Here is a 17,453-nt window from a genome sequence, read left to right as displayed (position 1 = left end):
GCGGCCGGCGTGAAAAGCGGTGGGTCCCAATGGGGCCCGCCGCTTTTTTTGTCGCCTGCCTCGAGACAAAGAACGCCCCTGGGGGGCGGCGCAGCCACGAAGTGCAAGCTTGGGGAGGTTTTTCCGGGTCTGCTCAGTGGCTGTCCGGCAGGATGACACGCGCCAGCGTGCCCCGGCCTTCCGCCCCTTCGCTGAGCTCGATGCGTCCGCCATGCCTGCGGGCAATCTCGCGGGCGATCGGCAGGCCCAGGCCGCTGCCGCTGGAGCCCGCGTCGGGCAGGCGGTGGAAGCGGGCGAACACGGCGTCGCGGGCCTCGGCGGGAATGCCGGGGCCATTGTCTTCCACCTCCAGGACGATGCCCTGGTCCGTGTGCAGGCAGCGCAGCGTGACCCGGCCGCCGGCCGGGGTATACTTGAGTGCGTTGTCGACCAGATTGGCGAGCAGTTCGCGCAGCAGCGTGGGATCGCCGCACAGGCTGGCGGCTGCGCGTTCGACGCCGAAGTCGATGGACTTGGCATCCGCGTCGACCAGCCAGTCATCCAGCGCGCCGTCGATCAGCGCGGCCAGATCGACCTGCGTCGCGCTGGCCCGCAGATGCTCGCCGGCCTCCGCACGGGCGAGCGAGAGCAACTGGTTGGCCAGGCGGGTGACCCGCGTGACGGAGCGCTTCAGGCGCTCCAGCACGGCCGGATCGGTGTCCGCCGCGGGTTGCAGCAGCCCCAACTGCACCTGCAGGCTGGCCAGCGGGGTGCGCAGCTGGTGGGCGGCATCCTGCAGGAAGGCGTGCTGTGCGGCGTTGGCCTCTTCCTGGCGGGCCAGCAGGGTGTTCAGGGCGTGGACCACTTCACGCACCTCACGCGGCACCCGGTTCAGGTCGATGGGCGCCAGATCGTTTGCGCCCCGTGCGCGCAGCGCGCGTTCGAGTTGTTCCAGCGGTTCCAGCGCCGATGGAATGCCGAAGCGCACCGCGAGCGCGGCGGCGGCAGCGGCCAGCACCGCCACGCTGAGCAGGCCGATGAGCAGCTGGCTCATCGCGCCGTGCCGCTGTTCGAGGGTTTCGGCCACGGTGATCAGATAGCCTTGCCCGTCGATTTCACGGAACAGTTGCAGCGCGCGCACCGGCTCGTCCTGGTAGCGCGCGTCGTAGAACATGCGTTGCGGCGGGCGCGGCGGGGCGGCCGGTTCGGGCTGGGCGCCGGCGTACAGCGCGCTGTACGGGTCGCCGTAGCTGGCGATGCTGTCGGGCAGGGGCAAGGCGGGCTCGCCCGCCAGGGTCTTGCCGCGCAGGTTGCCGATGCGGAAGAACACGCGGGTTTCGGCGCTGGCGTGGGGGACCGTCTCGGTGGTCAGGCGCACGCCCTGCTCGCCGCGCGCCGCATCGATCTGCTGGAGCACGCGGTGGGCCTGGTTGAGCAGGTTCTGGTCGTAGGCGGTGGTGACCACGCTGGTGGACACCCCGTAGGCCAATGCACCGGCGGTGACGATGAGCAGTACGCTGGGCGCGCCGAGGGTTTCGGCGAGCTTGCGCCGCAGGCTAAGCGGCATCGCTCCGTCCGCCTTCCAGCTCCAGGCGGTAGCCGAAGCCGCGCACCGTGCGGATCAGCACGCCGGCCGGCTCCAGGCGGGGGCGCAGGCGGGAGACGTACACTTCCACCGCGTTGCCGCTGGCGTTGGATTGCAGGCGTTCCTTGGGCACGGTGCGCCCGCCCGCCGTGGCCAGCGCTTCCAGCAGGTCCCATTCCCGGCTGGTGATCGACAGCGGTTGTCCATCGAGCGAGGCCAGGCGACCTTCGGTGTCGAGCGCCAGCGGGCCGAAGCGGATGCTCGATGGCGTGCCGGCGGTGCCGGTGTTGCGTCCCCGGCGCAGCACGGCACGCATGCGCGCGGTGAGTTCGGGCAGTTCGAAGGGCTTGGGCAGGTAGTCGTCCGCGCCCAGGTCGAGGCCGTAGATGCGGTCGTCGAGCGCGTCGCGCGCGGTGATCAGGATCACCGGCAGGTTCTGGCCGCGCCCGTGGATGCGGCGCACGATCTCGTAGCCGCTCAGGCCGGGCAGGCCGACGTCGATCAGGGCGAAGTCGAAGCGCTCCTGCTGGAGCAGGCGGTCGGCCTGCAGGCCGTTGCGCTCCAGGATCACGGTGTCGCCCTGTCCGCGCAGGAAGTCGGCGATGCCATCGCCCAGTTCGGAATCGTCCTCGATCAGCAGGATGTGCATGAAGGTGCTATGCATTCAGGGTTGTGGTACGCGCCCGTGCGGCCGACGCCGGGCGCCATGAGAGTATCGGCCGAAACAGGATGGAGCGGAAGAGGGGGCGGGCGCGGCACTGCCGGGCACGGATGCGCGCAGCGTACCCGAAGCGTGTAATAATCGATCGGCTCGGGGTAGCCCGGGGGAGAAAAAAACGGCCGGGAGCGGCCGGTTGCAGCAACTGGACGCTCCCTGGAATGCCTGCCGGAAGGCAGCCATTCCCTAGGACCGAGTAAAAGGAGAACAGCGGTACTGACTCTAGTGGCGGCCGCTTACAGCTAACTTACATCCTGATTCCTATGCGCATTCTGCTTGCCGAGGATGATACAGTCATCGCCGACGGACTGGTCCGCACGCTGCGCCGCGCGGGCTACGCGGTGGATCACGTGGCCAACGGCGCCGAGGCCGACGCGGCGTTGGTGGCGCAGTTCTACGACCTGCTGATCCTGGACCTGGGCCTGCCGCGCCTGAACGGCATCGAGGTGCTCAAGCGCCTGCGCGCGCGCAAGTCCGCCATGCCGGTGCTGATTCTCACCGCGCAGGACGGCGTGGATGACCGCGTGCGCGGCCTGGACGCCGGCGCCGACGACTACCTGACCAAACCCTTCGCGCTGCCCGAACTGGAAGCGCGCGTGCGCGCGCTGACCCGGCGTGGCACCGGGCAGCCGCGCCGCATCGAGATCGGCCATCTGTCCTACGACCAGGCCGACCGCGTGGTGAAGATCAACGGCCAAGTGGTCGATCTCTCCGCGCGCGAGATCGGCCTGCTGGAAGTGTTCATCCTGCGGGTGGGGCGGCTGGTGAGCAAGGACCAACTGGTCGATCACCTGTGCGGCTGGGGCGAGGAAGTCTCCAGCAACGCCATCGAGGTGTACGTGCACCGCCTGCGCAAGAAGCTGGAGGACAGCGGGGTGCGCATCGTCACCGTGCGCGGGTTGGGCTACTGCCTGGAAAACCCGGATGCTGAGCAGGCGGCGAAAGCCTGAGCGCAAGGCCGGCAATGCCTCGCGGGGCAGCGGCCAGCCGAATTCCCTGTTCGGCGAGATCCTCGACTGGATGCTCGCGCCGCTGCTGTTTCTGTGGCCGATCTCCATCATCGTCACCCACAACGTCGCCGACAACATCGCCAACCAGCCCTACGACCGCGCACTGGCCGACAGCACGCGGGCGCTGGCGCGCATGGTGGAGCTGGTCGATGGCGAGGTGGCGGTCAATTTCCCCGCGCCGCCGCGCGCGCTGTTCCGCGCCGACCAGGACGACACGCTGTACTACCAGGTGGCCGTGCAGGACGGCGAGGTGGTGGTGGGCGACGCGGAAATCCCGCCGCTGGCGTTGCCGGAGCACGTGCTGCCCGATGAAGTGCTGTTCCGCGACGAGGTGATTCACGGCGAGGAAGTGCGCATCGCCTACCAGTTCGTGCCGCCGCGCACGCAGGACGATGCGCGCATGGTGCTGGTGCAGGTTGCCGAGACGCGCAACAAGCGCACCGACCTGGCCTCCCGCGTGGTCACCGGCGTGCTGCTGCCGCAGTTCGCCATCATCCCGCTCGCCGTGGTGCTGGTGTGGGTGGGCCTGAGCCGCGGCATCGCGCCCTTGAGCCGTCTGCAGGCGCTGATCCGCCGCCGCCGGCCGACCGACCTGTCGCCCATCCGGCCGGCCAGCGTGCCCGAGGAGGTGCGCCCGCTGATCGTCGCCTTCAACGACATGATGAGCCGGCTGGAGGTGAACCTGCAGGCCCAGCAGCGCTTCATCGCCGATGCCGCCCACCAGATGCGCACGCCGCTGACCGGCCTGCGCATGCAGACCGATCTGGCGCTGCTGGAAACCGACCCCGAACAGCAGCGCGCCTCCCTGCGCCAGATCGCCGAGAGCGCCGACCGCGCCAGCCACCTGATCAACCAGTTGCTCTCGCTGGCGCGCGCCGAGGCCAGCTTCGAAAAGATCTACGCGGTGGAGCGCGTGGATCTGGAGGCCATCGTGCGCGAGGTCGCCCAGGATCTGTTCCCGCGCGCACTGGCCAAGAGCATCGACCTGGGCGTGGAGGGCAGCGGCCATCCGCTGCCGGTGGACGGCAATCCGGTGCTGCTGCGCGAGATGATCAAGAACCTGATGGACAACGCCATCAAGTACACCCCGCGCGGCGGCAGCGTCACCACGCGCACCCGGCATGCCGGGGCGCCCATCCTGGAGGTCGAGGATACCGGCATCGGCATTCCCGAGGCGGACCGCGAGCGGGTGTTCGAACGTTTTTTCCGCGTGCTCGGCAGCGGCGCGGACGGCTCCGGCCTGGGGTTGCCGATCGTCCAGGAGATTGCCGAACTGCACCGTGCCACGGTCAGCCTGAACCCCAATCCGGCCGGGCAGGGCACCATCGCCCAGGTGGTCTTCCCGCGCAGCCAGCCGCCCACGCCGCCTCCCGATGCATCGGCCGGGTTCATCGGGCACGGCTGAATCCGCCGCAGGCGCCCGCTCTTTTTGGGGCGGCGCAAGGGCTGGTGAAAGGGTTTGACTCCATCCGGCCTTTCGCTATAATGCGCGCTCCCTGGCCAGTTAGCTCAGTTGGTAGAGCAGCGGATTGAAAATCCGCGTGTCCGTGGTTCGATTCCGCGACTGGCCACCAAGGAACAGCAAAACAAAAAGCCCGACGCGCATGCGCCGGGCTTTTTGTTTGTGCCTCGGTGGCATTCAGCTCGCCAGCCGACCCTCCCGATAATCGCCGATGGCCTGGTAGATCTCCTGCTCGGAGTTCATCACGAACGGCCCGTACTGCACGATGCGCTCGCCCAGGGGCTGGCCGGCGATCAACAGGGCGCGGGTGTCGCCCGCTGCTTCCAGCACCACGCCGTCGCTCCCGGCGTCGTTGGCGAGGATGGCCATGCGGCCGGCCGGCACCGTGCGTTCGCCGATGCGTGCCTCGCCGCGATAGACATAGACGAAGGCATTGTGGAACACCGGGAGCGGCTGCTCGAAGCGCGCGCCGGCGGGCAGATGCACGTCCAGGTACAGCGGCGCGGTGGCTTCGCGGCTGACCGCGCCTGCCACGCCGTGGCTTTCCCCGGCGATCACGATGGCCTCGACGCCCATCCCGGTGGTGAAGCGCGGCAGATCGCCGGCAGCGAAATCGCGGTACCAGGGCGCGCACAGCTTGTCGCGCGCAGGCAGGTTGAGCCACAGCTGGAAGCCCTCCATCAGCCCTTCCTGCTGCTGCGGAATCTCCGAATGGATCACCCCGCGCCCGGCAGTCATCCACTGCACGCCGCCGGCCTCCAGCAGGCCTTCATGGCCGGCGCTGTCGCGGTGGCGCATGCGCCCGGCGAGCATGTAGGTGATGGTCTCGAAACCCCGGTGCGGATGATCCGGGAAACCGGCGATGTAATCGTCCGGCCGGTCGCTGCCGAAGGCGTCGAGCATCAGGAAGGGATCCAGCCGGCGTTGCAGCGGCTGGGTGAGCACGCGGGTGAGCTTGACGCCAGCGCCGTCCGAGGTGGCGACGCCGCTCACCACCTGCTCGACCGCGCGGCTGCGCGTCACGGTCGAAGTAGCGATGGCGTTCATGGTCGATGTCTCCTTGTCTGTGGTTTAGGGCGTGTTCTCACGATCCGCCGAGGATCGTGGGAACACGCCCTAGCCCAGCGCGGCGGCCAGGTCGGCTTCGGCCGTGGCCAGGCCGCGCTGCACGGCTTCCGGGCCCATATTGAGTCCTTCGGCGTAGATGAAGCGCACGTCGGTCAGGCCCAGGAAACCCAGCACCATGCGCAGATACGGCACCTGGGTGTCGGCCGCGCCGTCGCGGTAGAGGCCGCCGCGCGCCAGCGCGACATACACGGTCTTGCCTTGCAGCAGGCCTTCGGGGCCGTTCTCGGTATAGCGGAAGGTGACCCCGGCGCGGGCGATCGCGTCGATCCAGTTCTTCAGTTGCACCGGAATGGCGAAGTTGTACATCGGCACGCCCAGCACCAGCACGTCGGCGGCCTGCACCTCGGCGATCAGCGCGTCGTCCAGCGCCACGCGGGCGGCCTGTTCGGCGCTGCGCCCGGCGGCCGGGGTGAACAGCGCCCCAAGCGCGTTTTCATCGAGCGCGGGATGGGGCTGGGCGCCGAGATCGCGCAGGGTGACGCGGGTGTCCAGGTGGCGGGCACGCAGGCGATCCACCACGTTCTGCGCCAGGCGGCTGGAGTGGCTGTCGGTGCCACGGATGCTGGAATGGATTTGCAGGATGTTCATGATGTGCTCTCTGTGGGATCGGGGTGTTGGTGAGACGTACTGTAGAACCGGGATAATCCTGGCGGAAGGCGCGGGAACGGATTACATTGTTCTGTATATGGAACAGTTTGAGCCGAACGATCTCTACCTCTTCGCCCGCGTCGTGGAAGCCGGCAGCTTCTCGCGCGCGGCCGAGCGTCTGGGGCTGCCCAAATCCACCGTGTCGCGCCGGCTGGCCGGGCTGGAAGAGCGTCTGGGCGAGCGCGTGCTGCTGCGCACCACGCGCCGGCTGCGGCTGACCGAGTTCGGCACGCATCTGCTCGAACACGCCCGCCAGGTGGTCGAGGAGGTCGATGCGGTGCGTGCGCTCGCCGAGCACCGCCGCGCGCGGCCCAGCGGGCGCCTGCGCGTGTCGATGCCGAGCGATTTCGCCGGGCTGCTGCTGGTCGACATGCTGGCCGCCTTCTCCGCGCTGCACCCCGAAGTAATGCTGGAACTGGACCTCTCCCCGCGCCGTGTGGACATCGTCGGCGAGAACTTCGATCTGGCCCTGCGCATGGGCGCCCTGCCGGACGACACGCTGCTGGCGGCGCGCCGCATCGCCTCGATGTCGATGGGGCTGTACGCCGCGCCCGCCTACCTGGCCGAGCACGGCGACCCGGAAACGCCCGAGGCACTGGCCGTGCATCGCGCCCTGGTGCTGCCGGCCAGCGCCGGGGGGCCGAGGATCTGGACGCTGATCCACGACACCCTGCAGCGCGATATCCAGCCGACCGGCCGCATCGCCGCCAATTCGCCGGAACTGCTGCTCGGCCTGGCCGCCGCCGGCGCCGGCATCGCCGCCGTGCCGGACCACTTCGCCCGCGCGCGCGTGGTACGCGGGGAACTGCGCCGCGTGCTGCCGCGCTGGCATCTGCCGCCGCACGACGCTTGGGCTGTGTTCCCCGGGCGCAGGCTGATGCCGGCCAAGACCCGGGCGTTTCTCGATATGCTGGAAAGCGCGCTGGCCGGTGCCTGCGCGGAAGAGCTCGCTCGCCATGCGGCGGCCAACGATCAGGAGGACTCCCCATGAAGATCATCGTTACGCGATATGCGGCCCGCCCCGGCGCGTTGCTGGCCGCTGCCCTGTTGATGATGGCCTGCGCCGCGCCGGGGGCGCCGAACGGCGCGCCGGCGGAGAGCCGTGCGCGGGCCGCCGTGGCAATGGCCGCCGAGGCCGAACGCAATACCTACGAAGGACAAGGCTGGAACGGTAGCGAATGGACGTACCGCTGCGCTGGCGGGCGCTGGCTGTGGGTCACCTACCTCAACGTCGGCGAGCGGGAAAGCTTCGCCGTGCTGGTGCACGACGGCCGTCAACATCTGATGAAATCCGCGGTGACTGCTTCCGGCGCCCGCTACGTGGATGTGAACGAGGAACGCGGCCTGCGCTGGTACACCAAGGGCGACGAAGGCTTCCTCAACTACCTGGCCGCCGACCACACCGCCAGCGAGGTTCAGGTGTTGGCCGACTGCCACGCCCAGGCACCCGGCGAGCCCGGCCTGATCCCGGTCAACGCGTCCGGGGTGGGGCGGTAGGCTATACTCGGCCCGCAGCCCGTGCCGGCCCGTACCAGCCGTTTCGCCGTCCGGCGCGCGGTGAAGGTGGAGGCCCCTGATTTTCCTCGGACTTTCCGCCTTTTCCGGGCTGCTATAATTTCACCACCGCTTTTGAACGCCCGCGCATGCAGCTCTACGCCCTCGGCCTGAATCACCACACCGCGCCGCTCTCCATCCGGGAGCGCGTGGCGTTCCGGCCCGAGCGTCTGGAACTGGCCCTGCAGGATCTGACGCGCGCGCGTGCCGTGCCCGAGGCGGCCATCCTGTCCACCTGCAATCGCACCGAGGTGTATTTCGCCACGCGCGAACCGCAACTGGCCGCGGACTGGCTGGCGCGCTTCCACGAACTGCCGCTCACGGAAATCTCCCCCTACCTGTATACCCACCCGCAGCGCGACGCGGTGCGCCACGTCTTCCGCGTGGCCAGCGGGCTGGATTCCATGGTGCTGGGCGAGCCGCAGATTCTCGGCCAGGTGAAGGAAGCCGTGCGCCGTGCCGAAGACGCCGGCACCATGGGCACGCTGCTGCACAAGCTGTTCCAGAACACCTTCGCGGTGGCCAAGGAAGTGCGCTCGACCACCGCCATCGGCGCCAACATCGTGTCGATGGCCGCCGCCGCGGTGCATCTCACCGAACGCATCTTCGAGCGCGTCGCCGACCAGCACGTGCTGTTCATCGGTGCGGGCGAGATGATCGAACTGTGCGCCGCGCATTTTGCCGGCGCCCAGCCGCGCTCGATGACCGTGGCCAACCGCACCGAGGCGCGCGCCGCCGAGGTGGCCCAGCGCTTCGGCGCCAAGACCCTGCGCCTGGACGCCATCGGCGAGACGCTGCCGCAATTCGACGTGGTGGTTTCCTGTACGGCCGCGCCCTTGCCCATCGTCGGCCTCGGCATGGTCGAACGCGCGGTCAAGGCGCGCCGCCACCGCCCCATGGTGATGGTCGATCTGGCCGTGCCGCGCGACGTCGAGCCGGAAGTCGGCAAGCTCGACGACGTGTTCCTGTACACCGTCGACGACCTGGCCCAGGTGGTCGATGCCGGCATCGAATCGCGCCAGCAGGCCGTGCTGGAAGCCGAAGGCATCATCGACACGCGCGTCGATGGCTTCCTGCACTGGATGCAGGCGCGCGACGTGGTGCCCACCATCCGCGCCCTGCGCACCCACGCGGAAAGCCTGCGCCATGCCGAACTGGAACGCGCCCTGCGCCAGCTCTCGCGCGGCGACGATCCGCAGAAAGTGCTCGAAACGCTCAGCCACGGCCTCACCAACAAGCTGGTGCACGGCCCCACCCGCTACCTGAACCAGTCCGAGGGCGAGCAACTCGCCGAAGCCAGCCGGCTGGTCCAGCGCCTCTACAACCTCCACCCGGACGACTAGGTTCGCCCGCCGGCCACCGTCCGCCGGTGCGCGGACCGTGGCCGCGTGCCGCCGTTCTTTGCCATGAAGCAGAGCATCCGCGACAAACTCGAACACCTCGCCGGCCGCCTCGCCGAAGTCGACCGCGAACTGGCCGCCGAAGACGCTGCACGCGACCTTGGCGCCTTCCGCGCGCTGTCGCGCGAGCGTGCCGAGATCGAACCGGTGGTGGCGCTGTACCAGGACTACCAGCGCGCCGAGGAAGACGGCCGCACCGCACACGAGATGCTTGCCGACCCGGAGATGCGCGAACTGGCGGAGAGCGAACTGGAAGCCAGTGAAACGCGCATCGCCGAACTGGAGGACGCCCTGCAGCGCGCCCTGCTGCCACGCGACCCCAACGACGAGCGCAATCTGTTCCTGGAAGTGCGCGCCGGCACCGGTGGCGACGAAGCCGCGCTGTTCGCCGGCGACCTGCTGCGCATGTATGCACGCTACGCCGAACGCCAGCGCTGGCGGGTGGAGATCGTCTCGGCCAGCGAAGCCGAACTGGGCGGCTACAAGGAAGTGATCGCCCGGGTGAGCGGCGCCGGGGCCTACTCCCGCCTCAAGTTCGAATCCGGCGGGCATCGCGTGCAGCGCGTGCCGGTCACCGAAACCCAGGGGCGCATCCACACCTCCGCGTGCACCGTGGCGGTGATGCCAGAGGCCGACGAACTGGCCGAGGTGAACATCAACCCGGCCGAACTGCGCATCGACACCTTCCGCGCCAGCGGCGCGGGCGGCCAGCACATCAACAAGACCGATTCGGCGGTGCGCATCACCCACCTGCCCACCGGCATCGTCGTGGAATGCCAGGACGACCGCTCGCAGCACAAGAACCGCGCCCAGGCCATGTCCGTGCTCGCCGCGCGCATCCGCGACGCGCAGGTGCGCGAACAGCAGGCCAGGGAGGCTGCCACGCGCAAGAGCCTGGTGGGCAGCGGCGACCGCTCCGAGCGCATCCGCACCTACAACTTCCCGCAGGGCCGGGTCACCGACCACCGCATCAACCTCACGCTGTACAAGCTGGACGCGGTGATGGATGGCGACCTGGACGAACTGATCGGCGCGCTCACCCTGGAGCACCAGGCCGCCCAACTGGCCGAACTGGCGGGGGAATGAAATGAGCGAACCGTCCGCCACCGTCGCCCCGGAAAAGCCGGACGTGGCCGGCGCGCTGGCCTGGGCGCGCGCGCGCATCGCCGTCATGGATGCCCGCGTGCTGCTGCGCCACGTGCTGCAATGCCCGCCCGCGCGGCTGGTTTCCCACCCCGAGCAGCGTCTGGACGACGCCGACTGGCAGGCTTACCGCGAACTGGTCGAACGCCGCGTGGCCGGCGAACCGGTGGCCTATCTGGTGGGTGAGCGCGAATTCTTCGGGCGCGGCTTTCTGGTCACCCCGGCGGTGCTCATCCCGCGCCCGGAAACCGAACTGCTGATCGAACTGGCACTCGCGCATTTCGGCAGCCGCCCACGCCCGCGCGTGCTCGATCTGGGCACCGGCAGCGGTGCCATCGCGCTCACCCTGGCGCTGGAACTGGACGCCGCCGACGTCACCGCCGTCGATGCCTCGCGCGAGGCGCTCTGGGTGGCCATGGCCAACGCTGCGCGCCTGGGCGCCAGCGTGTCCTTCGTGCAGGGCAATTGGTTCGACGAACTGGAAGGCGAGCGCTTCCAGCTCATCGCCGCCAATCCGCCCTACGTGGCCGCCGACGACCCCCATCTGGCCGAAGGCGACGTGCGCTTCGAACCGCGCGGCGCGCTGGCTGCCGGCCCGGACGGGCTGGACGACCTGCAGCACATCGTCGCCGAGGCGTCGCATCATCTGGAGGACGACGGCTGGCTGCTGCTCGAACACGGCCATGACCAGGCGGCGGCGGTGCGCGGCCTGCTCACCGATGCGGGCTTCAGCGCCATCACCTCGTGGGCGGATCTGGCCGGCATCGAGCGCGTCACCGGCGGACGCTGGCCGGGGCGGCACTGAGTCTCCGCCGCGCTGGCGATATTGACGGCGGCCGCGTCGCACCCTAGACTTTTCCGACTGTTTCACTCAACTTTTACGGCGAGAACCATGGACATCCAGGAAGTCATCCGCGAGCAAGTCACCACCAACCCGGTCGTGCTGTACATGAAGGGTACGCCGCAGTTTCCGCAGTGCGGTTTTTCCTCCGCCGCGGTGCAGATCCTCAAGGGCTGTGGCGTGAGCGCGGTGGCCGCGGTCAACGTGCTGGAAAACGACGCCATCCGCCAGGGCATCAAGGAATTCTCTAACTGGCCGACCATCCCGCAGCTTTACATCAAGGGCGAGTTTGTCGGCGGTTCGGACATCATGCGCGAGATGTTCGAGAGCGGCGAACTGCAGCAACTGCTGGTCGATGCGGGGGCTGCCAAGCCGGCTGCCTGAGTTTTTCCGCCGCATCCGCGCCGCCCTGAAACGCCCCGACGGGGCGTTTTTCATGCGGCGGCGTCGGCCTCGTCCGGCCGCGCGCGCATCACCGCCTTGCGGGCGAGGTGGCGGGCCAGCAGCCACGGCGGCATGCGCAGCCAGTGGGCGCGCAGATAGAGCAATGCGCGCGCGGCGTCGCTCAAAGCGTTGTCGAGTAGCGGGTGCTGCGGGCGCAGAGCGTGGCCGTACAGCGCATCCAGCAGATGCTGGCGCATGCCGGCCGGCGCTGGGGCGGGCAGACCAGGTGTGCCGAGCAGGCGGGCGCACTGGCGGCGCGCGAAGGCCAGCGGGGCGTCCAGGTGCAGGGCGCGGGTACGGGCGTCGAGCGTTCCGGCGAAATCCGCTTCGGTGGCGGAGAAATGGCGGAACAGGCCGTCCAGGTCCAGCAGGTCGCGATAGCCGTTGGGCAGTTCGCCTTCGTGGAACAGATGGGTGGCGCTGTGCAGCAGCATGTCCGCCGGGGCCAGCACCCGCACGCCGGGCAGGCCTTCCACCGGGCGGGCGTGCTCCAGCATGGAGGCCGGGTCGGGGTCGAAGCGCGCGGTGAGCGGCAGGATGCGGTGGTGCACATCCACCACCGTGCCGCGCCGCAGGTGGCGCATCGGCGGCAATTCGTGCATCCACTGGCGGTAGTAGCGCTGATCGTAGGCGTCGTGGTGGGTGGCGGCCCAGCCGTGTTTGGTCAACACGCCTTCCACTTCGCCGATGCGCGCGCGCGGCACCAGGATGTCCAAGTCGGAAAAGAAGCGCCCGCGCGCGAAAGGCAGGTCGGCGGCCAGATAGGCGGCGCCCTTGAGCAACACCAGCGGCAGGTCGAGCTCTTCCAGCGCGGTGCGCAGGCAGTCGATTTCCCAGCGCACCGCGCGCGCCTGGCGGGCGGCGAGCGCCCGGCCCGCCGTGATGTGCGGCTGCACGCAGGCGGGCAGGGCGTCGGGCGGCAGTTGGTCCACGGCACAACTCAGGCGGCCGAGCAGGTTGGCCTTGCGCGCCAGACGGAGCAGGGTGTCCCAGTCGTGCTCGCCGAGGGCCGCCAGGCCTTGGGGCTCTCTCAGCAGCAAGGCGAGCACGGCGGGCGTCCAGCCCTGGCCGGTGCTCATCGGCCCAGCGCCTCGAACCAGCCCTGGGCGTCTTCCAGCCGGGCGTAATGCAGATCCACACAGGGCACGTCGGCAAGCAGGTCGGTGAGCGTGACGAAGGCCTGCTCGCCCAGCACGTCGTAGTTGAAGGCGTTGTCGATCAGCATGGCCATGGCCTCGGGGCGGCCGATCGGCGTGGCCGACAGTGGTGCGCCGGCCTGGTAGCGCGGGGTGACGATCCAGCGCAGGCGGGCGGGCAGGGCGGCCTCGGCGACGGATTCGGGCGGTGGGGCGATGTGTGCCACGGTGCCCTTCTTGGTGTCCGGTACGGCGTCGGCGAACACGGCCTCCGGCAAGGCGGTGCGCAGCAGACCGATGGAGGCGTTCTTGACGTTGATCGGCCGCGCCAGGCCCCAGACGCGTGCGCTGCCCGGTTCGAGCAGCGCCAGTTCGTCGGACAGCAGGCGCCAGCCGCGATGCGCCAGGAAGGCGCACAGCGTGCTCTTGCCGGCGCCCGGTGGGGCGGGCAGCAGCACGGCGTCCTCGCCGCGCGCCAGCACGGCGGCGTGCAGGACGAGGTACTGATGGCAATGGCTGGCGATGCACCAGTTCATGCCCCATTCGAGCAGCGCGAAGGCCTGCGCGGCGGGCAGCGAGAGAAAGGGCGCGTGGCCGTCCAGGCGGAATTCCACCTGCGGGCGCAGCCAGCGGCGCGGGCCGGCGGGACGCGCAATCTGTACGTGGAAATCGGCGAACGGCGGCGCGTCGGCGGCCGGATGCTGGCGATAGAGCAGTGCAAGATTGCGCGCGACGATGGCCTCACTGGAGGTGATGCGCACGGTGAGCGGCCCGCTGCGCAGGGCCAGCCGGCCTTCGGCGAGCAGGCGGCGCAGGGGGGCGGGAGCGAAGCTGGCGAGCGGGGCGAAGGGCTGGGCGGTCAAAGCAGGCGCGCGGCGAGCAACTGGTCCAGCGCCGATTCTATGCGTGCTGGATCGCTCGTGTCCGCGCCTTCGGCGGCCAGGCGTGCGGTAATACCGGGAAGGTCCGTCCCGGCGGCCTGCGCGGCGTGCAGAACCGCGAGGACGAAGCGGTCGAGCAGGTGGGTATCGCCCGAGCGCCGGTCATACAGCGCCGCACCGTCGTCCCAGACGGCTTCGCGGAAGCGCGGTGTTTGCGTGGGCAGGAGGGTCAATCCGAGGCGATGCCGGTGCGCACCAGGTAGGCCACGATATCCTCGGCATACCAGGGGCGGGCGCCAGCATAGGGCGTGTAGTAGCCCTTGGTGACCCATTCGGACCACAGTGTGGACAGACGCGCGGCGGTCATTGCGCGCGGGTCGATCAGCCCGGTGAGGATGTTCAGGTATGCGCCGATGAAGTGGAAGCCGATCTTCGACGGGTCCTGCCCGCGCCGCAGCTCCATGACTTCCAGCATCGTCAGGTCGGTGGTGGTGCCGTTGCGCTGTACCTTGACGAAGTTGGCGAAATTGCCGCGCCGGAACACCGAGTGAAACGGGGTGTTGGCGGGAATGGGCCACTGCCCCGCGCCGCCGCCGGGAAGCTTGGGGTTGGACTTGCCCTGCCCGAGGGTCTTCCACATGCCGGGCGAGCGCCCGTTGCAGACGGGCAGATCGCCCGCCTTGTGGCTCATCGTGCCGGAGAGCGTCTCGGACGGGCTGAAGCAGGTCTGCGCGAGTACCGGCCGGCTGGCCAGGGTCACCAGCAGGGGCGCGGAGGACAGGCCGCCGCGCAGCAGCCGGCGACGCACGCCCGACGGTTCTGGGGCGTTCGTACGCGGGGTTTCGCTGGAGGGGTCGGGTGTGCTCATGGCCTGATGGTTTCGCCTGATGCCTGGTTTGGATTCTAGTCGCCGGGTACGCGGGGAAGCGTGACTCAGCGCACGGGCAAGCTGTGCGCCATCTTCAAGCAAATTGAGTGCCGACGGCCGGAAGCGCCCGTGTACGCTGCGATCTGTGCTGGGCGCCGGAGCGCTTCCAGACGCGGGTGTCAAGAATGCCGACACTGGTGGGGCGCGATCGCCGGTGGAACCTCAGCCGCGCCGGGCGCCCAGGGTGTCGTTGAGGCGCGTGGCCAGGCGCAGCGCCTCGCCGAGGTAGCCGCGGCCGAACAGGTTCAGGTGGTTGAGGATGTGGTACAGGCTGTAGAGCTGCTTGCGCTGCTCGAACCCCTCGTTGAGCGGCGCGGCACTGCGGTAGGCCGCGTAGAAGGCGCCGGGGAAGCCGCCGAACAGTTCGCACATGGCCAGATCGGCCTCGCGGTCGCCGTGATGGACTGCCGGGTCGAACGCCACCGGCGTGCCGTCGGCGAGCACCGCGGCGTTGCCGTGCCACAGGTCGCCGTGCAGCAGGCTGGGGCGCGGGCGGTAGTCGAGGAACAGCGCGGGCACGCGTTCGTACAGGCGCGCCCCCTGTTTCTGCAGGTCGCCGATGAAGCCGTTGGCGCGCGCGCGGGCGAACTGCGGGCGCAAACGCTGTTCGACGACGAAGCGCGCCCAGTTGTCGGTGGGCGTATTGGCCTGCGGGCTGGCGCCGAGGAAGTTGTCGGCGGGCCAGCCGAACTGCTCGCCTTGGTGGCCGTGCAGTGCGGCCAGGGTTTCGCCGTAGCGCGTGGCATGGGCGGCGTCCTGCACCGGATGCAGGTCGAGGTGTTCGAGGATCAGGAAGGCATGCTGTTCATCTTCGGTACAGGCGACCACCGCCGGGGTGCGGAAGGTGCGGGTGGCGGCAATGGCGGCCAGCCCGTCGGCCTCGGCCGCGAAGACCGGGCCGCGCTCGCGGGCGTCGATCTTGACGAAGAAGCGCCCGCGCGTGCTGTGGATGGACAGGGCTTCATGGCTGCATCCGCCGCCCACCGGCTCCAGGCCGGTGATGCGCACGTCCTCGCCACAGGCCGCGCGCAACGCCGTTTCGATGGGGCCGCGGGCGGGGTGGGCGAGCATGGCGGATGTTTCAGCCGAGCCGGGCGCGGGCGCGTGCCACGGCGGCGCGTACCTGGTCCGGCGCGGTACCGCCGACGTGCTTGCGCGAGGCCAGCGAGCCGTCGACGGTGAGCACGGCGAATACGTCTTCGCCCAGGCGTTCGGCAGCACCGGGCACCTCGGCCATGGCCGCGCGCAGCTCAATCAGGCTGAACTGCGGCAGGTCGCGCCCGTGGCCGTCGGCCGCGCGCACGGCGAGCGCTACGGCTTCGTGCGCATCGCGGAAGGTCAGGCCTTTCTTGACCAGATAGTCGGCCAGATCGGTGGCGGTGGCGTAGCCCTGGGTGAGCGCGGCGCGCATGGCATCGGCCTTGACGCGGATGCCGCCGATCATGTCGGCGTAGATGCGCAGGGTGTCGATCACCGTGTCGGCGGTGTCGAACAGCGGTTCCTTGTCTTCCTGGTTGTCCTTGTTGTAGGCCAGCGGCTGGCCCTTCATCAGCGTCAGCAGCGCGATCAGGCTGCCGTTGACGCGGCCGGTCTTGCCGCGCACCAGTTCGGGCACGTCGGGGTTCTTCTTCTGCGGCATGATGGAAGAGCCGGTGCAGAAACGGTCGGCCAGGTCGATGAAGCCCACGCGCGGGCTCATCCACAGGATCAGCTCTTCGGACAGGCGCGACAAATGGGTCATCAGCAGCGCCGAGGCGGCGCAGAACTCGATGGCGAAGTCGCGGTCGCTCACCGCGTCCAGCGAATTCTGGCAGACCTCGTCGAAACCCAGTTCGGCGGCGACGAATTCGCGGTCGATGGGGTAGCTGGTGCCGGCCAGCGCGGCGCTGCCCAGCGGCAGGCGGTTGACCCGGCGGCGGCAGTCGGCGAAGCGCTCGGCATCGCGCCGGCTCATCTCGTAGTAGGCCATCAGGTGGTGGCCGAAGGTCACCGGCTGGGCGACCTGCAGATGGGTGAAGCCGGGCATGGGCGTGGCCGCGTGGGCTTCGGCCACGTCGAGCAGATTGCGCTGGAATTCGCCGATCAGCACCAGGATTTCATCGATGGCGTCGCGCAGCCACAGGCGGATGTCGGTGGCCACCTGGTCGTTGCGGCTGCGCCCGGTGTGCAGGCGTTTGCCGGCATCGCCGACCAGCGCGGTCAGGCGCTTTTCGATGTTGAGGTGGACGTCTTCGTCGTCCAGGCTCCAGACGAACTCGCCGCGCTCGACCTCGCCGGCGATTCTCTCCATGCCGCGCTCGATGTCGGCCAGATCCTGCGCACCGATGATGCCCTGGCGGGCGAGCATTTTGGCGTGTGCAAGCGAGCCGCGGATGTCCTGGCGCGCCATGCGCTGGTCGAAGAACACCGAGGCGGTGTAGCGCTTGACGAGGTCGGAGACGGGTTCGGAAAAACGGCCGGACCAGGCCTTGGCCGGCTGGGAGGAGGAATGATCGGTCATGGTGATGAAAGCGTACGGTGTTGCGGCCGGAAAGCGGGCCGGGGGCGCAGCCGGCGGCATGCCGGGCGCGGGCGCTGCGCAGTATAAACCCTGGAC

Annotated in this window: 18 protein-coding genes and 1 tRNA gene; 9 read left to right on the top strand and 10 right to left on the bottom strand. The window is 69.4% G+C overall.

The window, feature by feature from the left end; translation table 11 throughout:
• Positions 1–133: 133 nt before the first annotated feature.
• Positions 134–1,546, bottom strand: coding sequence for a sensor histidine kinase (locus tag E6C76_RS10280; RefSeq protein WP_136348118.1), 1,413 nt, complete (start codon positions 1,544–1,546; stop codon positions 134–136).
• Positions 1,536–2,228, bottom strand: coding sequence for a response regulator transcription factor (locus tag E6C76_RS10275; protein ID WP_230976222.1), 693 nt, complete (start codon positions 2,226–2,228; stop codon positions 1,536–1,538). The genes E6C76_RS10280 and E6C76_RS10275 overlap by 11 nt, the downstream gene beginning before the upstream one ends.
• Before the next feature lie 317 nt (positions 2,229–2,545).
• Here E6C76_RS10275 and E6C76_RS10270 point away from each other — a divergent pair, with 317 nt between their 5' ends.
• The 3 genes from E6C76_RS10270 (at position 2,546) to E6C76_RS10260 (ending at position 4,866) form a co-directional block, all read left to right on the top strand.
• Complete coding sequence (locus E6C76_RS10270) at positions 2,546–3,232, top strand: response regulator (protein ID WP_136348117.1); 687 nt, start codon at positions 2,546–2,548, stop codon at positions 3,230–3,232.
• Positions 3,207–4,697: a sensor histidine kinase gene (locus E6C76_RS10265; RefSeq protein WP_136348116.1), complete on the top strand. Its 1,491-nt coding sequence runs from the start codon at positions 3,207–3,209 to the stop codon at positions 4,695–4,697. Before E6C76_RS10270 ends, E6C76_RS10265 begins: the two co-directional genes overlap by 26 nt.
• A 93-nt stretch (positions 4,698–4,790) precedes the next feature.
• Positions 4,791–4,866: transfer RNA gene (locus E6C76_RS10260), tRNA-Phe, on the top strand.
• A gap of 65 nt (positions 4,867–4,931) precedes the next feature.
• On the opposite strand, the gene E6C76_RS10255 is transcribed toward E6C76_RS10260, so the two are convergent.
• Together E6C76_RS10255 and E6C76_RS10250 are read right to left on the bottom strand one after the other, a co-directional pair.
• Positions 4,932–5,801 carry a pirin family protein gene (locus tag E6C76_RS10255; RefSeq protein WP_136348115.1) on the bottom strand — a complete coding sequence of 290 codons (870 nt, stop codon included), beginning with the start codon at positions 5,799–5,801 and terminating at the stop codon, positions 4,932–4,934.
• Positions 5,802–5,870: 69 nt separating this feature from the next.
• Entirely contained in the window at positions 5,871–6,470 is a 600-nt protein-coding gene (locus E6C76_RS10250; protein ID WP_136348114.1) for an FMN-dependent NADH-azoreductase, read from the bottom strand.
• A 97-nt stretch (positions 6,471–6,567) separates the two neighbouring features.
• Here E6C76_RS10250 and E6C76_RS10245 point away from each other — a divergent pair, with 97 nt between their 5' ends.
• The 6 genes from E6C76_RS10245 (at position 6,568) to grxD (ending at position 11,852) form a co-directional block, all read left to right on the top strand.
• A complete protein-coding gene (locus E6C76_RS10245) occupies positions 6,568–7,521 on the top strand; it encodes a LysR family transcriptional regulator (RefSeq protein WP_136348113.1) in 954 nt (317 codons plus the stop codon).
• Positions 7,518–8,027, top strand: a complete 510-nt coding sequence (locus E6C76_RS10240) for an MliC family protein (RefSeq protein ID WP_136348112.1) — start codon at positions 7,518–7,520, stop codon at positions 8,025–8,027. Before E6C76_RS10245 ends, E6C76_RS10240 begins: the two co-directional genes overlap by 4 nt.
• 146 nt (positions 8,028–8,173) lie before the next feature.
• Positions 8,174–9,427, top strand: a complete 1,254-nt coding sequence (gene hemA / locus E6C76_RS10235; protein WP_136348111.1) for a glutamyl-tRNA reductase — start codon at positions 8,174–8,176, stop codon at positions 9,425–9,427.
• A gap of 63 nt (positions 9,428–9,490) precedes the next feature.
• Complete coding sequence (gene prfA / locus E6C76_RS10230) at positions 9,491–10,570, top strand: peptide chain release factor 1 (RefSeq protein ID WP_136348110.1); 1,080 nt, start codon at positions 9,491–9,493, stop codon at positions 10,568–10,570.
• A 1-nt stretch (position 10,571) separates the two neighbouring features.
• Positions 10,572–11,432 carry a peptide chain release factor N(5)-glutamine methyltransferase gene (gene prmC, locus E6C76_RS10225; RefSeq protein WP_136348109.1) on the top strand — a complete coding sequence of 287 codons (861 nt, stop codon included), beginning with the start codon at positions 10,572–10,574 and terminating at the stop codon, positions 11,430–11,432.
• Positions 11,433–11,519: 87 nt separating this feature from the next.
• Positions 11,520–11,852 carry a Grx4 family monothiol glutaredoxin gene (gene grxD / locus E6C76_RS10220; protein WP_136348108.1) on the top strand — a complete coding sequence of 111 codons (333 nt, stop codon included), beginning with the start codon at positions 11,520–11,522 and terminating at the stop codon, positions 11,850–11,852.
• Between the two features lie 50 nt (positions 11,853–11,902).
• Here the strand turns inward: grxD and E6C76_RS10215 are convergent, their stop codons facing one another.
• The 6 genes from E6C76_RS10215 to argH form a co-directional block, all read right to left on the bottom strand.
• Positions 11,903–12,991, bottom strand: coding sequence for a nucleotidyltransferase domain-containing protein (locus tag E6C76_RS10215; RefSeq protein ID WP_136348107.1), 1,089 nt, complete (start codon positions 12,989–12,991; stop codon positions 11,903–11,905).
• On the bottom strand, positions 12,988–13,911 hold the full coding sequence (locus tag E6C76_RS10210; protein ID WP_168734309.1) for an HprK-related kinase A: 924 nt from the start codon (positions 13,909–13,911) through the stop codon (positions 12,988–12,990). The genes E6C76_RS10215 and E6C76_RS10210 overlap by 4 nt, the downstream gene beginning before the upstream one ends.
• The gene (locus E6C76_RS10205; protein ID WP_168734308.1) at positions 13,908–14,162 is read right to left on the bottom strand and encodes an HPr-rel-A system PqqD family peptide chaperone; all 255 of its coding nucleotides are present in this window, start codon (positions 14,160–14,162) and stop codon (positions 13,908–13,910) included. Before E6C76_RS10205 ends, E6C76_RS10210 begins: the two co-directional genes overlap by 4 nt.
• Entirely contained in the window at positions 14,159–14,797 is a 639-nt protein-coding gene (locus E6C76_RS10200) for a hypothetical protein (RefSeq protein ID WP_136348104.1), read from the bottom strand. The genes E6C76_RS10205 and E6C76_RS10200 overlap by 4 nt, the downstream gene beginning before the upstream one ends.
• 222 nt (positions 14,798–15,019) lie before the next feature.
• Positions 15,020–15,928 carry a fructosamine kinase family protein gene (locus tag E6C76_RS10195; protein ID WP_136348103.1) on the bottom strand — a complete coding sequence of 303 codons (909 nt, stop codon included), beginning with the start codon at positions 15,926–15,928 and terminating at the stop codon, positions 15,020–15,022.
• 10 nt (positions 15,929–15,938) lie between these two features.
• Entirely contained in the window at positions 15,939–17,357 is a 1,419-nt protein-coding gene (gene argH, locus E6C76_RS10190) for an argininosuccinate lyase (RefSeq protein WP_136348102.1), read from the bottom strand.
• Between the last annotated feature and the right edge of the window lie 96 nt (positions 17,358–17,453).

This window comes from Pseudothauera nasutitermitis (assembly GCF_004801295.1).
Classification (GTDB): Bacteria; Pseudomonadota; Gammaproteobacteria; order Burkholderiales; family Rhodocyclaceae; genus Pseudothauera; species Pseudothauera nasutitermitis.
The sequence above is the reverse complement of the archived record's forward strand: the minus strand, read 5'-3'. Positions and strand labels throughout refer to the sequence as shown.